The organism is Pseudomonas sp. WT-JTC (genome assembly GCF_056711565.1).
This window is the reverse complement of record NZ_CM160042.1, coordinates 3608149-3621468: the sequence shown is the minus strand read 5'-3', so window position 1 is coordinate 3621468 and position 13320 is coordinate 3608149. Positions and strand designations below refer to the sequence as shown.

At 55.5% G+C, this 13320-nt stretch carries 12 protein-coding genes; 6 read left to right on the top strand and 6 right to left on the bottom strand.

Annotated elements, in window-relative coordinates:
* Positions 1–32 precede the first annotated feature (32 nt).
* Positions 33–932 carry a pirin family protein gene (locus tag AC06G5_RS16530; protein ID WP_413428640.1) on the top strand — a complete coding sequence of 300 codons (900 nt, stop codon included), beginning with the start codon at positions 33–35 and terminating at the stop codon, positions 930–932.
* A 668-nt stretch (positions 933–1600) separates the two neighbouring features.
* Here AC06G5_RS16530 and AC06G5_RS16525 read toward each other — a convergent pair.
* Positions 1601–2761, bottom strand: coding sequence for an IS30 family transposase (locus tag AC06G5_RS16525; protein WP_480457619.1), 1161 nt, complete (start codon positions 2759–2761; stop codon positions 1601–1603).
* A 166-nt stretch (positions 2762–2927) separates the two neighbouring features.
* Here AC06G5_RS16525 and AC06G5_RS16520 point away from each other — a divergent pair, with 166 nt between their 5' ends.
* Both AC06G5_RS16520 and AC06G5_RS16515 read left to right on the top strand, forming a co-directional pair.
* Positions 2928–3224 (top strand): DUF7660 family protein, encoded by a 297-nt coding sequence (locus AC06G5_RS16520; RefSeq protein WP_258673501.1) that lies wholly within the window; start codon positions 2928–2930, stop codon positions 3222–3224.
* A gap of 139 nt (positions 3225–3363) precedes the next feature.
* The gene (locus tag AC06G5_RS16515; protein ID WP_258673500.1) at positions 3364–3681 is read left to right on the top strand and encodes a hypothetical protein; all 318 of its coding nucleotides are present in this window, start codon (positions 3364–3366) and stop codon (positions 3679–3681) included.
* 148 nt (positions 3682–3829) lie between these two features.
* Here AC06G5_RS16515 and AC06G5_RS16510 read toward each other — a convergent pair whose 3' ends face one another.
* Positions 3830–4270 (bottom strand): DUF2628 domain-containing protein, encoded by a 441-nt coding sequence (locus AC06G5_RS16510; protein ID WP_413705057.1) that lies wholly within the window; start codon positions 4268–4270, stop codon positions 3830–3832.
* A gap of 1745 nt (positions 4271–6015) precedes the next feature.
* Between AC06G5_RS16510 and AC06G5_RS16505 the strand changes: the two genes are divergently transcribed.
* Both AC06G5_RS16505 and AC06G5_RS16500 read left to right on the top strand, forming a co-directional pair.
* The gene (locus AC06G5_RS16505) at positions 6016–6537 is read left to right on the top strand and encodes a hypothetical protein (RefSeq protein WP_480457616.1); all 522 of its coding nucleotides are present in this window, start codon (positions 6016–6018) and stop codon (positions 6535–6537) included.
* Between the two features lie 472 nt (positions 6538–7009).
* Entirely contained in the window at positions 7010–7408 is a 399-nt protein-coding gene (locus AC06G5_RS16500) for a hypothetical protein (protein ID WP_480457614.1), read from the top strand.
* Positions 7409–7555: 147 nt separating this feature from the next.
* Here the strand turns inward: AC06G5_RS16500 and AC06G5_RS16495 are convergent, their stop codons facing one another.
* From AC06G5_RS16495 to AC06G5_RS16480, 4 genes are all read right to left on the bottom strand, one after another.
* Positions 7556–9274, bottom strand: coding sequence for an FAD-dependent oxidoreductase (locus AC06G5_RS16495; RefSeq protein ID WP_480457612.1), 1719 nt, complete (start codon positions 9272–9274; stop codon positions 7556–7558).
* A 70-nt stretch (positions 9275–9344) separates the two neighbouring features.
* Complete coding sequence (locus tag AC06G5_RS16490) at positions 9345–9665, bottom strand: NIPSNAP family protein (protein ID WP_480457610.1); 321 nt, start codon at positions 9663–9665, stop codon at positions 9345–9347.
* Entirely contained in the window at positions 9634–11406 is a 1773-nt protein-coding gene (locus tag AC06G5_RS16485) for an FAD-dependent oxidoreductase (protein ID WP_480459903.1), read from the bottom strand. Before AC06G5_RS16485 ends, AC06G5_RS16490 begins: the two co-directional genes overlap by 32 nt.
* 39 nt (positions 11407–11445) lie before the next feature.
* Entirely contained in the window at positions 11446–12264 is an 819-nt protein-coding gene (locus AC06G5_RS16480) for a shikimate dehydrogenase family protein (RefSeq protein ID WP_480457608.1), read from the bottom strand.
* Positions 12265–12410: 146 nt separating this feature from the next.
* Here AC06G5_RS16480 and AC06G5_RS16475 point away from each other — a divergent pair, with 146 nt between their 5' ends.
* Positions 12411–13184, top strand: a complete 774-nt coding sequence (locus AC06G5_RS16475) for an IclR family transcriptional regulator domain-containing protein (RefSeq protein WP_480457606.1) — start codon at positions 12411–12413, stop codon at positions 13182–13184.
* Positions 13185–13320: the final 136 nt, after the last annotated feature.

The following is a 13320-nucleotide window of genomic DNA, read 5'->3' as shown; positions in this document are numbered from 1 at the left end:
GGCCGAAAGGCCGCCAACTTCGAGTATTCACGATGCCTTTCAAGCAACAACCTCAGATCGATACACAAGACACCGTTACCCGGCGGGCCATCCGCTACCGCACCACCGGCAGTGGGCATGGCGCGATTGTCCGGTTGATGAGCCCTTCGGATCTTGGCCACCTGATCAAGCCTTTTGTGTTCCTTGACCTGTTTGAAGGCGAGAGCTCATTCATCAACGGCATGCCGCTGCATCCGCATTCGGGCATCGCCACTGTCACCGTCATTACCGAAGGCAATTTGCGTTTTGAGGATGCTGATTCGGGTACGGGGATGATTGACTATGGCGGTGTTGAATGGATGCGCGCGGGTGGCGGGGTCTGGCATGGCAAGGAAATGTCGGTCGGTACATCGAAGCGCATTCAAGGTTTTCAGCTGTGGGTCGCATTACCGCCGGCATTGGAAAACGCCAGTGTCGATAGCCAATACCTGGAGTCAGGCGCGATGCCGCAAACGGGACCGGCGCGTGTGATCCTGGGGACGTACCAGGGTGTGCAAAGCCCGGTCCGTGCTCCCGCTGGCATGAACTACCTGCTGGTCACGCTGCCTGCCGGAGAATCCTGGACTTATGTGCCGCCCAAGGGGCATGAGTCGTTGTGGCTGAGTGTCAGTCGCGGGGTCCTTGGCGCTCCGGAGGTGGTCATGACGGGAGAAATGGTCGTCTTCGAACCCGGTAGCGGCAGCGTTACGCTCAAGGCCGGGCACAGCGATACGGTCTTCGTGATCGGCTCCGCGGAGCCTCATCCTTATGATCTCTCGCTGGGAAACTACTCGGTGCATACCAACCCGCAAGCCTTGCGTGCCGGGGAGGCGAAAATCGCCGAGATCGGTGCCCGGCTGCGTGAATACCTGAAAAAACCAAACGGGTCAGCCAGCGTGCCAGTTTTCAAGTAACCCGAGCGTGCGGTCTGAATCAGCTGCAAACGTCGCAAACGACCCATGGCAGACATGCTGAACAGCCATTACGGCGTCGGCAATCCCAGTCGACGTGCTTCGTCGCTCACATTCATCCTCGCGCCCTTGAGCGTCGGTCGATGGCCGAGCAGCCGGGTGGCAGGCTCCAGGCTGTCATCCGCAGGCACGAGCAACGCCTGCAAGCTCAATGGATCGCTAACACCCCAGTTGGATAAATCGGAACAACCGCTACCGCTGCATACCGCCTGGTAGACGATTCGTGGGGCGCTGTTCGCGTCGGTGTCGCACGTGCCTCCTATGAAATCGACGTTGCTGTACCGCAGGAGTGTCGAACGCGGACCACGTTCTACACGCAGTATGACGTAAGGCCTTCAGTCGATCGTAATGGCAGGGTCGTGTCGACGCTCATGGTGACTGTGGCTTCACCACACTGGAATACCTGTTCGGCCAGAACCGATTGAGAAGCCATTGTGAGCAGGAGGGAACAGCTGGCGATCCGTAGCATGCTGGTAGCTCAGAAATATACAAAAAGCGGATGCTAGCAGACGTGTCTGCGAACCGGATGGAAACCACACACTCCCATAGTTTTGAAGTCCGCAATCTGGCCGATTGCTGACTGTCTCGAAGGGCAGCAACCGACTGTGGATTCAACCGGTCGATGCAACAGATTGGCTAAATCGTTCAGCGGGCGTTTCGTAGTTTAGTGTTTTCCGAGGACGGCTGTTCAGCTGCCTTGCCACTTCATTGAGCGTGGCTTGCGAGTGCTCCGCCAGGTCGGTCCCTTTCGGGAAGTACTGCCTTAACAACCCGTTGGTGTTCTCATTCGATCCCCGTTGCCAGGGACGATGAGGGTCGCAGAAGTAGACCTTGATGTCGGTAGCCACCGTAAAGCGCTTATGGTCAGCCATCTCTTTGCCGCGATCCCAGGTCAGCGATTGGTAGAGTTCCTCGGGAAGTTCGCGGGCGTTTTCGATCAGGGCGCTGATGACCGTCTCGGTATCCTTACCGGCCAACTTCACCAGCATTACGTAACGGGTATGACGCTCCACAAGAGTGGCAATCTGGCTGTTCCTGCTACCGCACAGCAGGTCACCTTCCCAGTGACCTGGCACCGCCCGATCCTGAGCTGCGGCCGGGCGTTCGCGGATCGATACCGCGTCTGTGATTCGACCGTGATTTTCTTTCTTCTGCGTGTGATGGCGCGAGCGACGCATGGCTCGCGTTCGCCGTAAATGCTCAAGCAACTCCTTCTTCAGAGCCCCGCGAGCCTGTATGAAGAGGGTGCGATAGATCGTCTCGTGTGACACCTGATAGCTCGTATCGTCCGGGTAGGTGCGCTTCAGCCAGCCGGCAATTTGTTCCGGTGACCACTGCACTTGAAGCTTGCCTGCAACAATTTGCGCCACCGCTCGGTGCTCAACAAGCTTGCAGATCTTGGGTCGATGGGCGCGATCCCAGGCCGCCTGATCCGCTCGATTAGCCCGGTAGCCTCCTTGGCCACCGTTGCGTCTGATCTCACGACTGATCGTAGAGGCTGCTCGCCCTAGCAGCGCGGCTATGGAACGGATCGAGTTACCTGCCACCACTGCACGCGAAATCTCTTCGCGTTCAGCCAACGTCAGCGCCAATCTGGACCTGCGGCGTACAGCGGGTCTGATCCCCCCGGTCTCCGCCAAGATGCGCTGTATCGATGAGTGGTTTCGATCAAATAGTTGGGCGATGTGCTGGAGAGAGTCGCCTTTCTGCCAGTGATCCCACATCAGTTTTTTCTGACTTTCGGTGTAATAGATCCGAGGTCTCTGCTTCATCTGCAACACTCCTTCTGCTCACACAGAATTTAGTTGTGTTGCATCGACCGGTTGAATCCACAACCCAAAGCGGACGCTGGCAATGGTAGAGGTTGACTGTCCATCTAACTGCATAGCAGCATGCCGGCCAGCACTCTTTCGCTAATCCGCCGATGCAAGGATGCCTATGTCTGTAGATCTTTATGAGTTGTTGGAAAGCGTAAACGATGAGCAATCGTTCATCGGGTTTATCGAGGCGCTTGGTTCTGATTTTTCCAATGAGCGTGTGTTGAAGAAGACGACGCCATCATCCCCCTATGGACCCGGTGCCTTGGGGTGGGAAAATGGGTCTGTAGATACGTTTCTTGATGCAGCGGCTGCTTGGGCGAGCGCCAGTAGCAGGAGCTCTCTATCGAATGCTCCGGTATCAAACGTATGGCTGCGTTGCGCGACCATATTGTTGGCTGGCAAGTTTTATGAGTGAGCGCCAGCCCGCTCTACCTTCAGAGTGAATCGAAAAACTCATTCAGTCCGCTTTTGGTCGTTGGCAGTCGATCTCGATGGGCCGCAATCGACCAGAGGCATGCTGACCGCAAGTTATCTTAATCGAAGGAGCGTTTTTAGTGAGCGGCCATAACCACGACTTGAGAACCGACTTCATAGAGGCGCTCAAGGAAATCACCGCGCTGATGTCCATTGCATACGAACAAACCGGCCCAGTACCGGATGACCATGCGTTAGCTCAGGCAGGTTTAGAGAATGGTGGTGAAATCGTTCTCGATTATGTCGATCACAACGAGGCTGGAATAGCGTTCGAACACCTGCTTTACATGATTAATGAGCCACCGCTTATTGTTTCTGAAGAATGCACAAAGATATTGGCCCGAATCGCGAAGACCCTGGAGATGCCGTTTACAGGGGACGAAAGCAGCCGCCTATGAAGGGCCGCTATTGGCCGTTTTCTGCCCGTCGCGAGAGGCAGAAAGCGACCCAGGACTGCCGTCTTGGAGAGGCCGATTAGAGTAGAAGAAATAAATATGCGCCCAGTTTTCAAACGAAGTAAGCGGTGGTTGAGCGCATTGTTAGCTGTCACCACCATCCGTTGCTATGTAGGACGGTTTTTTTGTAAAAGTCTATGTTTGCGCGGAGTGCATAAAATGCACTTACTCCATATTTGAGGGCATTGGATAATTCGGGGTATCCGAGCGCATCTAGAAGAAAACTTAGGACTATAATAATGGCAACTGACAAGATTAAGTATGTGATTGATTTCTTCCACATTCCTTTTGATAGGTAATATATTGGGCCGAAGAGATACGCCAATATGTTAAAAGAGAAGGCTTTTCTTCGCTCCGGCTTTGGAAGATTTTTGAGGTTGGGTAGCTTTGGCCCGCCTGCATGAGCGATTGCCTTGAAGCGCTCTTTCCAAACTGCAGAAATCGGTAGGTTTTCTATCATTTCGTCAGTTGGTTGTTCGTTGAGTTCGAGAACCACTGCAGTGGGTGGGGAGTAGGGATTATGAGATTCCATGAGGCTTCCTTATTATAAGTAGACGGCAGAAGTGGCGTAGTATTTTCCGTCGTTTCTGTCGCATAACGTTCCTTGCTCATGCGTAACTCCCTGTTTTGCTTGAGTGTCGCGCCAGAAACACGAAATGAGGCGAGTAGGAATGGCGGCATTGTCTTTGGCCTCATTGCGGAGTCTAGCAGCGCGTCCGAGGTCTGCTATGTAATGGCCGGTTGCTGCCGGTCAAAAAGGTCAGCTTGCGAACCAAAGTACTCCTTCCCTATGGTGGCGCTTTCAGCACGGTTGGGCGTTTAGGGCGAGGGCTGTACCGTTCTACCTCTCGAATGTACTCGCGCGCTTCGCGAAAATAGTAGCGCATCAAATGAGTTCGCAGGTTCTGTCGTAGACGCCAAGTACTGTATGCACTTGCGCAAAGAAAGACGAAAAAATAGATCCACTCATTAGTGTCAGATAAAAATAAAGCCAGACAAGTAAGCAGTATGAAAATTAATTGATCAGATGTATTGAGCCATCCACTGTCTATTTCCCGCTTTCTCAGGGTCCGAAGCAACCACCTATACATGGCGAAAAAAAGTGCACTCAAGAAAAAGAATACGAATCCTATAATCCAGCTTCCTGGTATGGGCGAAAAAAAGAAACTGACCCCAAAGCCCGCAAGGATAATACTTGTGGCGAATGCACCAAGAAGAGCATCCCACTGTTGATCGGCGTAGCGATACAACCGTCGTTTGATCTCGGCCCGGTGTATCTCGTGATAGCGAGGGTTCATAGGCCTAACCTAGGCTAGCTAGCCAGAAAACAAAAACGTGCCTTTGTTTGCCAAGTGTATGGTAGGTAGTGCTTTTGTCCAGGTTGTGCTCCCTACACGGAAGAGAATGAGAGATTGCCGCTTCCGGCCGGTCTCAGCCGGTCGCGACCGGCTGAGACCCATTGCTGCCGGTGGCGACAGGCAGCAATCGAAAGACTTCATTCGTCACGCTACCTGGAAGCATCACGCAAGAGATGACGGCCCTGGCCGCATAACCCCAACCCCAACACCGTGATCACCGAGTCACTCATTCTGCCCGAAGTCGGGGTGATTGGATTCTTGAGATCGGCCTGTATGACGTCAGCGGCGATCTAGTCGCCGTAGTCACGGAGGCTGCGATGTTCAATGTGTGTCAGTTGAAAGAATCTTAGGATGTCTGTGACAGCGTTCTCGGAGCTACACACAATCGATGGAAGTACGGGCTATATCAAGCAGGGACTAGCAAGGATTAAAGCGCCAGGACTCAGGAATGCAATCGGGTGAGTAGTCCTCTTCGGCTTCTAAACAAAAGATTCAGTGATAGCATTTTGATCTAAGAGTTTTTAATTCATCCGGCGCGCCTAGTCTACGCTCGCATTAGTGTTCCTTCGTCAGGGGCAGAGTCGAGTGGTGTTCATTTTGGCGCGATTGTAGATAAGGACGGAGGTACAGTCGCCGACGCTGTCAGCGTGTCCAATGATGCGATCGAAGATTAAAGGCTTGGTCTTTTATATAAAATCAGGATCTTGAAAAATAAAGTTCGGGTGATGGGGTGGGATATTCAGCTGTCACTTTTGGTGTCAGTTGCAGCTGAAGTAAAATCTGATAGCGGAAGGGTGATTGATTGTGTGCTAATTCCTCTTGGTCGCCATGTTTCTGGAAGTGCGAGGGATCAATAGCTATGAGGTTTTATTTTCTGATTGCGTTAGTGTTAACTACTTTGTCGGTATGGGGTAGGGTTGTGACTGAAAGTCAGCAAGTGAATTATTTTTTGGTAGACGGTGTGAAGTATTGTTTAAATTCAGATTTGATGTCGAAAGGAGTTAGTTCTAAAGATGGGAGTCAGACGGTTTTTATCAGCGGTGTAAATGTCGTTGGTAGTAATGTTGGGAAGGTTAAGGTGTTTGTTGATCGCAATGATATTGGCAAGAATGACCCAGGTAGGTCTGCTTTCGAATTCATCAAAAGTTGGGGTGGGACCTTGGAGGTGGTAGAAGCGACGAATGATTTCGTGGTCTATCGCTCTGATGAGGTTGCCCGCAAGAAAGAATGGATTTTTAAAGACTTGCGTGATGATGAATATTTTTACTATGACTGTATATTTCAGCTTACCTGCTCTATTAATGGGGCTTATGAAGAGGAAATTGGATTGCGAGTGGATTTTAATCCTGGTGAGAAAGTACTTTCTAACAAAGAAGTTTTGGAAATTTATCGGGCGATTAAACAAATAGTCTTCGGGGCTTTCGCGAACCACCAATGTTGAGCTCATCGCTAAAGTAGGTTTGTTGAAAATGCTACTGCCAAACTCTGGAGCAGCAGATCTTTGGCGTCTTCTTCGAGTAAATCCTCGGCAAATGTTGCAGCGGCAAGTCTTCTGATTCTTGCATGAATTTGGGAATGACTGCTTTTGGCCGATAGCAGTCTGTCAGCAAGGGCCGCTTCCGACCCAAGGCGGACATCGCAGCAACGGTGCCAAGAGTCAGAGAGTCGATGATTTCACTACACTGCTTGGAACTCTTGCATTCTTGACTCTCGCTACCTGCTGGAGTGGTTGAGTATCGACAGAAGGCGTCTGCTGGGGTGTTAAATGAGCGACGTCTTGATAGGAAAGAAGTTATACCTCTTGATCATAGGGTAGAAACCCTCAGGAACAAAATTGGTCAGGTGTGAATGCTCAGGGTGACCTGATTTCGCATATTTCAAGGAGACGTTTCACTGTGAGTGGAGACGCTACGATGAAGTCGAGGTATGTACTCAGGTCTGCATCATTAACCTTTCGAGGGTTTGACCTCACCCTTGAGGAAGTCGATTGCATAGTCGGCGTTGCTGCTGGTCTGTCCGGAGTCCGTGGTGAACCCGTCAACCAGAGCGTGTTAAAGCGTTCATTCGCTAGGTATGCAGTAGACTTTATTGACGACTGTCGGCTGGATGAAATGATCCCGAAACTTTTGGATTATTTGGGTGGTGCCAATCATCTAAGTGAGGCTAAAGAGAAGATTAGCCCTGAGTTTTTCGAGATCAATTTGGTACTGCCGATCAAGGGCTCCGAGGAGCAAGAGGGAGGTTTTTTGTCTCCCTCGACCCTGGCTGAAATTGCTCAGCTAGGTGTCACTCTCTCATTCGAGTTTTTATAACGACAATTTGCGAAACAGAGTCTCCTGATTGACAGCTTCTGGCCGATGTCTGCCCGTGCTGACCGGCAGCTTTTGGCCGATTGTTGCCTGTCACGATCGATCCAGGTTGACACCTTGCACAATCAGTTCGTTGCGTTCTTCTGCTGCTTACTGATCCATCTGACCTGCGAGTGTCCTTCCTGCAATGAAACCGAACGTCATACCCGGCCCGAGGGTGATGCCACCACTGGGGTAGTAACCGTTCATGATGCTGTTCATGTCATTGCCCACGGCGAACAATCCTGGAATCGGAGCTTCTTCGTTGTCCAGTACCCGGGCACAGGCATCAGTCTTCAGTCCGGCGAAAGTACCGAGGCTGCCGGGAACCAGCTTCACGGCATAGAAAGGTCCCTGGCGCAGACTGCCAAGGGAGGGGTTGGGACCATGGAGGACTTCCCCCTGGTTTTTGTTGTACAGCGACTCACCGCGCCCAAACTCCGGATCGCAGCCTTTCTCGGCAAACTGATTGAATGTATTGACCGTGGTTTCCAGTTGCGGTGCATCAATCCCGCACTGGCGTGCCAGTCCTGCTAGGGTCGCGTCCTTGAACAGATAGCCCCTGCGAACGTAGGACTCTGTCGGAAATGGAAAGGGTCTGGACCAGCCAAGTCCATAGCGCCGTTGGGCACGGTGGTCGCAGATCAGCCACGACACTGCGGGTTCTGCCGGTCCGCAGGCATCGAACAGTGCACACATATAGTCATGGTAGGAGTCAGCCTCGTTGACGAAGCGTCGACCATCCTGGCGTACCGCGAGAAACCCCGGTTTCGCTCGCTCCATCAAATGTGGAAAACCACTGAAGCCACCGTCCTCCCGCGGCACGCGAGAGACCGGGGCCCACGCAGCGGCATGCAGCAGGTCGGTTGCAATGCGAGCCCCGACGCTTTCACCCAGTCGCAGACCATCACCGGTATTGCCCTTGGGAGCAGCGCTCAAGTGACCGTTGCCATCAGGCGCATGGGCGAAGTGGCGGGCGATACGCTGCCGGTCGTGGGGAAAACCGCCGCAGGCCAGTACCACTCCACGTCGTGCGCGCACGTCGAGCAAGCGTCCGCTGCGCTCGATGCGAGCGCCGACCACACGCCGACCTTCTTGCAGTAATTGATGTACCGGTGTATCGGTCAGCACGCGCACGTTTCGGTCCAGAGCGCTTTTCAGTAGCCGGGCCACCAGTGCATTGCCGTTAACCAGATGCATGCTGCGGCCGTGGCTCATCAGGTCACGGGCATGGCGCAACAGGCGTCTGCCGGTGTACAGCAGCGATGTTGCCGATTGGGTGGCATTGAGAAAATGATTGAGGTCGGCGCCACCGGCAATGCCCATGCCGGCAAGGCTGATGATGTCCAGCGGACGCCGCAGTTTTTTGATCCACGGCCCCAGGCGACGACCATCAAACGGCTGCGCGCAGACCGAGCGGCCGCCTCTGGCGAAGCCTTCGCTGGCGTGAAAGTCAGGCATTTTGCTACCGGAAAAGAACTGGACTTCGGTATGGCGCTGAAAAAAATCGATCATCTTCGGGCCATGCTCGAGGAATGTCTGCATGCGTGGGTCGAGCACATCGCTGTGCAGTTCATGACGCAGGTAGGTTCGCGCTTGTTCGGGTTCTTCAACGATTCCTTCGGCGACGGCCAACGGGTTGCGGGGAATCCACAGCCAACCGCCGGACCAGGCGCTGGTGCCACCCAGCACAGGTTCTTTTTCCACCACAATGACATCGAGACCAAGCTCGGCGCAGGTGACGGCAGTGGCCAGGCCCGAAGCGCCGGAACCAATGACCAGAACATCACAGATAAGAGGATCGTCGTTCATCGACGGCAGGGCGCTCATGGCGACCTCCATAATTTTTTTTCGGCGGGGCTGCCCGCTCCCCGATGGGAGCGGCGCAACGGGAGGGCGGTTACTTCAACGGCGAAAAATCGGTCGGGCGCATCAGGCGCGATTCCAGGGTCTCCACAGCATCGAGCTCCTTGTTCTGTCGGGCGAAGTCCTGCCAGCGTGGATCGGCGGCCATGGCATTGCGTCGGACCATGCGATCGTCGAGGCTGGTGTAGGCCCAGATGTGCACCACCTGATTGACCTCGCCGATTTCAGTGGTGAAGAAACCGACAAGGTTGCCCAGGTGTTCCTGTTGCACGGCCAGCGCCGCGTTTTTGTACAGGTTCAGCCAGTCGCCGAGGCGGGTCGGTTTAATCGTGTAGGTGCGCAGTTCGTAATACATGCGGTTCTCCAGTGCTGGGTTCTTGAGTGGTGCTGCGGTCGAGGCGGGCGGCGATGTCACTGGCTGCGAGGTAGCCGAACGTGATGCCCGGGCCGAGCGTGATACCGGGTCCGGGGTAGGTGCCGTCCATGATTGAATTCATTTCGTTGCCGGCGGCGTACAGGCCGGGGATCGGTGCGCCGCTGCGGTCCAGCACATTGGCCTGGGCATTGGTGAGCAGTCCACGGGCGGAACCGAGGTCGCCGGTAAACAGGCGAATGGCATAAAACGGCGCCTTGTGCAGCGGTTTCAGGCACGGGTTTGGACCGTGCTCCGGGTCCCCCATGTAGCGGTTGTAAGCGTTGCTGCCTTTGCCGAACTGAGAGTCGACACCTTGGGCGGCATCTATGTTGAACTGCGTCAGGGTCTGCTGCAGAGCGGTGGCGTCGATGCCCGTGATGAGGGCCAGTTCGGTGAGGCTGTCTGCGCGCAGCAGATAACCTGCATCGATCAATGCGTTGTTGTCGACCGGTCGCGGGCGGGCCAGGCCCATGCCGTAGCGGTTCAAGGCTTCGCTGTCACAGATCAACCAGCAAGGCGCATTGGCACCGCCGTTGGCGAACATGCCTTCGACGAAGCAGTGGTAGGAATCCGACTCATTGACGAAGCGCCGCCCGGCGCAGTTAACCGCGATCACACCGGGTTTGGCACGGTCGGTTACCAGATGCGGAAAGCGCTCGACGCTGCCGTCGGGCTTGTGCAGGACCGAGACTGGCGCCCAGAAAAAGTTAGCCGAAAGGTTGTCGCCAATGGCGGCGTTAACCGACGCGGCCAGCCGCTGTCCGTCACCGACGTTGGCGGGCGGGGACATGCTCCAGTGATCCGACTCGCTGGCAGGCCGCTGTTGCGCGGCGTGTGTGCCGGCGGCAAAACCACCCATGGCCAACACCACGCCACCCCGGGCGAACACCTTGCGGGTGTGTCCACGCCAAGTGATCTGCACGCCTTTTATCAAACCCTGCTCAATCAACAGCGCCTCGGGCGTCGCTCGCAGCCACACGTCGACGCCGTTGGCGAACGCTGTGGTGGCCAGCCGCGCGATCAAGGCATTGCCCACGGTCAGGCGAGTGCCGCGTGGATGGTTGAGACGGTCGACGGCATAGCGGCCCATCAGTTTAAGGCAGTGCCAGAGAGACTTCAGCGAGCGCTTGAAGCTGAGAAAGTGCTGGATGTCGACACGATTGACCATCATGCCGCCGAACAGCAGCATGCCGTCCGGTGGCCGTTTCAAGTCTTTGAAATGCTCACCGAGCTTGCGCCCGTCGTACTCGTCGATTTCCAGTGCGCGGCCAGCCTGGGTACCACCGGGCAAGTCCGGGTAATAGTCAGGCGACAGCGGCCGCAGGCTGTATTTGAGTTCGCTGTGAGTCTGCAGATAACGCAGGGCTTCGCGGCCGTTGTCGATGAAGGCGTCGACCAACATCGGGTTGTAGCCAGGACCGATCACTTGCTTGAGATAGCGGCGCATCTGCTCGGCGCTCAGGTGATGCCCCGCGGCCCGGGCCTGATCGGTGTCGTGCAGCCAGACCGCGCCGCCGGAGATCGCCGAGGTACCGCCGAAAGCTTCGGTCTTCTCCACCAGCAAGACCTTCAGGCCACGGCAACTGGCGGTCACCGCAGCGGCGAAACCGGCGGCACCGCTGCCAAGGACAATCACGTCGTAGCTAGAGTCAGCACCGACAGTCGGTTGGGTAGTTGTCATGTTCATTGTCTATCGCCTGTCGTGGACAAGGCCGCAGGATCAAATCTGCAGCGGTGTCACGCCCATGAAGTGCCCCAGGTTGCCCAGTTGTGCCACCGCCATTTCCGGTCCGGTCTGGACGGCGCACCCCCGGTTAAGCGCGAAGCTGAGAAACGGCGTGACGGCCGGCGACGTCACGACATCGGCTACCAGCGTCGAGCTTTGCAGCGATTGCATCAGGGCAGGCGACAACGGCATTGGGCCTTCATCGCCGGTGGCGCCCATCCCGACCGGGGAGGCATTGACCACCAGATCGAAGTATTCGAGCGAGGCGGGGTTGGTGCTGATCACCGTCTCGGGAAAAGCACCGCGCAACAGTTCGCCGAGCACCTCGACACGCTCCGCGCTCAAATCACTGATGACCAGATGGCTGATCCCGGCCTGGCACAGCGAATAAGCAATCGCACTGCCGACACCACCGGTACCGATGACCAGCGCCTGTTTGTCTTGCGGGTTGAAACCCTGCTGACGCGCAGCACTGAGAAAGCCTTCGCCATCGACGATATCGCCCACCAGTCGACCATCGGTTTCGCGTCGAATGACGTTGACCGAGCCCAGCACCGCCGAGCGCTCACTGACGCTGTCGAGGCGGCCGGCCAGCAGCTGTTTGTAGGGGACGGTGACCACACAGCCGCGCAGGTTTTGCCAGCCACGCAGGGTCTCGATGAAGTTCTGCAGAGCGGCCGGCGCAAGGTCGATGGCCAGCATGGCCACGTTTTTCTGGTGCTCGGCGAACCAGCGGTTAAAGTTTTCTGGCGATTTCACCTGGGTAACAGGTGAACCGACGATGGCGACCAGTTCAGTCGAACCCTGAATCATGTGATGCTCCCGCTTATTGGCTGTGTTGTAGAGCCGATACTGCTGGCGGGTCGGGTCCTTAACAATCAGGTGCCAAGGCAAATACGTTGATAAACGCATCGCGACTGCGATAATCGCACTATACGTACAACAAAGAATTCCAACCGATGAAGCAGCCCACCATCCATCAACGGGATTTGATTGTCGGCCTGCAAAAGGGCCTGGCGCTGTTGCAGCTGTTTTCCCAGGAGCATCCACGTCTGAGCGTGCCCGATGCGGCGCGCATGACTGGTATGACCCAGAGCGCCGCCCGACGGTTCTTGCTGACGCTGGTGCATGACGATTTCGCGCAGACCGATGGTCGCGAATATTGGCTGACCGCCAAGACCTTGCGTATCGGCCAGGCCTATGTCGATTCGGCAGTATTGCCACGCATGCTGCGGCCGATCGTCGAGCAGGTGGCTCGAACAACTCAAGAGCACGTATCGGTAGGCGTTCGCGATGGTGATGACATCGTGCATATAGTGCGCAGCCGCTACAGCCATATAACGTCGATGTCGATCCGCCCCGGCTCCCGGGTCCCAATGTATTGCACGGGCAGCGGCCGCCTCTGGCTGGCGAGCCTCTCGGCGGATGCGCTCGACACCTATTTCGCCCGCAACCCACCACGGTCCATTACGCCTTACACGCTCACCGATGAAACACAGATCCGCAGCGAAATCGCCTTGACGGCGCAGCGTGGCTACGTGCTGGTGGATCAGGAATACGAAGTGGGTATGCGAGTCTTGAGTGTGCCGCTGATTGATCGGGCAGGGCAGTTGCAGGCGGCCTTGACGCTGACGACGCATGCATCGCGCATGACCATCGAGCAAATGCGCGAGCGTTATCTGTCCGCATTGTACGAAGGTCAGGCATTGCTACGGCCAATCATGACACTCTAAGCACTGGGTCTCAGCATTACCTGCCGACGTTTGTTTGACATTTCCAGAGAGCAATTTTGCGTTGGATTTCTACCATTCATGAAGGGCCGCAATTGGCCGATTCTGTTGAAAAAGTCGGATTTTCAGTTGGCCTGAA

What these genes read in the sequence shown, in the direction of transcription:
- AC06G5_RS16530 (WP_413428640.1), top strand. Translation starts at nt 33, where the DNA reads ATGCCTTTCAAGCAACAACCTCAGATCGATACACAAGACACCGTTACC.
- AC06G5_RS16525 (WP_480457619.1), bottom strand. Translation starts at nt 2,761, where the DNA reads ATGAAGCAGAGACCTCGGATCTATTACACCGAAAGTCAGAAAAAACTG.
- AC06G5_RS16520 (WP_258673501.1), top strand. Translation starts at nt 2,928, where the DNA reads ATGTCTGTAGATCTTTATGAGTTGTTGGAAAGCGTAAACGATGAGCAA.
- AC06G5_RS16510 (WP_413705057.1), bottom strand. Translation starts at nt 4,270, where the DNA reads ATGGAATCTCATAATCCCTACTCCCCACCCACTGCAGTGGTTCTCGAA.
- AC06G5_RS16500 (WP_480457614.1), top strand. Translation starts at nt 7,010, where the DNA reads ATGAAGTCGAGGTATGTACTCAGGTCTGCATCATTAACCTTTCGAGGG.
- AC06G5_RS16495 (WP_480457612.1), bottom strand. Translation starts at nt 9,274, where the DNA reads ATGAGCGCCCTGCCGTCGATGAACGACGATCCTCTTATCTGTGATGTT.
- AC06G5_RS16490 (WP_480457610.1), bottom strand. Translation starts at nt 9,665, where the DNA reads ATGTATTACGAACTGCGCACCTACACGATTAAACCGACCCGCCTCGGC.
- AC06G5_RS16485 (WP_480459903.1), bottom strand. Translation starts at nt 11,406, where the DNA reads ATGACAACTACCCAACCGACTGTCGGTGCTGACTCTAGCTACGACGTG.
- AC06G5_RS16480 (WP_480457608.1), bottom strand. Translation starts at nt 12,264, where the DNA reads ATGATTCAGGGTTCGACTGAACTGGTCGCCATCGTCGGTTCACCTGTT.
- AC06G5_RS16475 (WP_480457606.1), top strand. Translation starts at nt 12,411, where the DNA reads ATGAAGCAGCCCACCATCCATCAACGGGATTTGATTGTCGGCCTGCAA.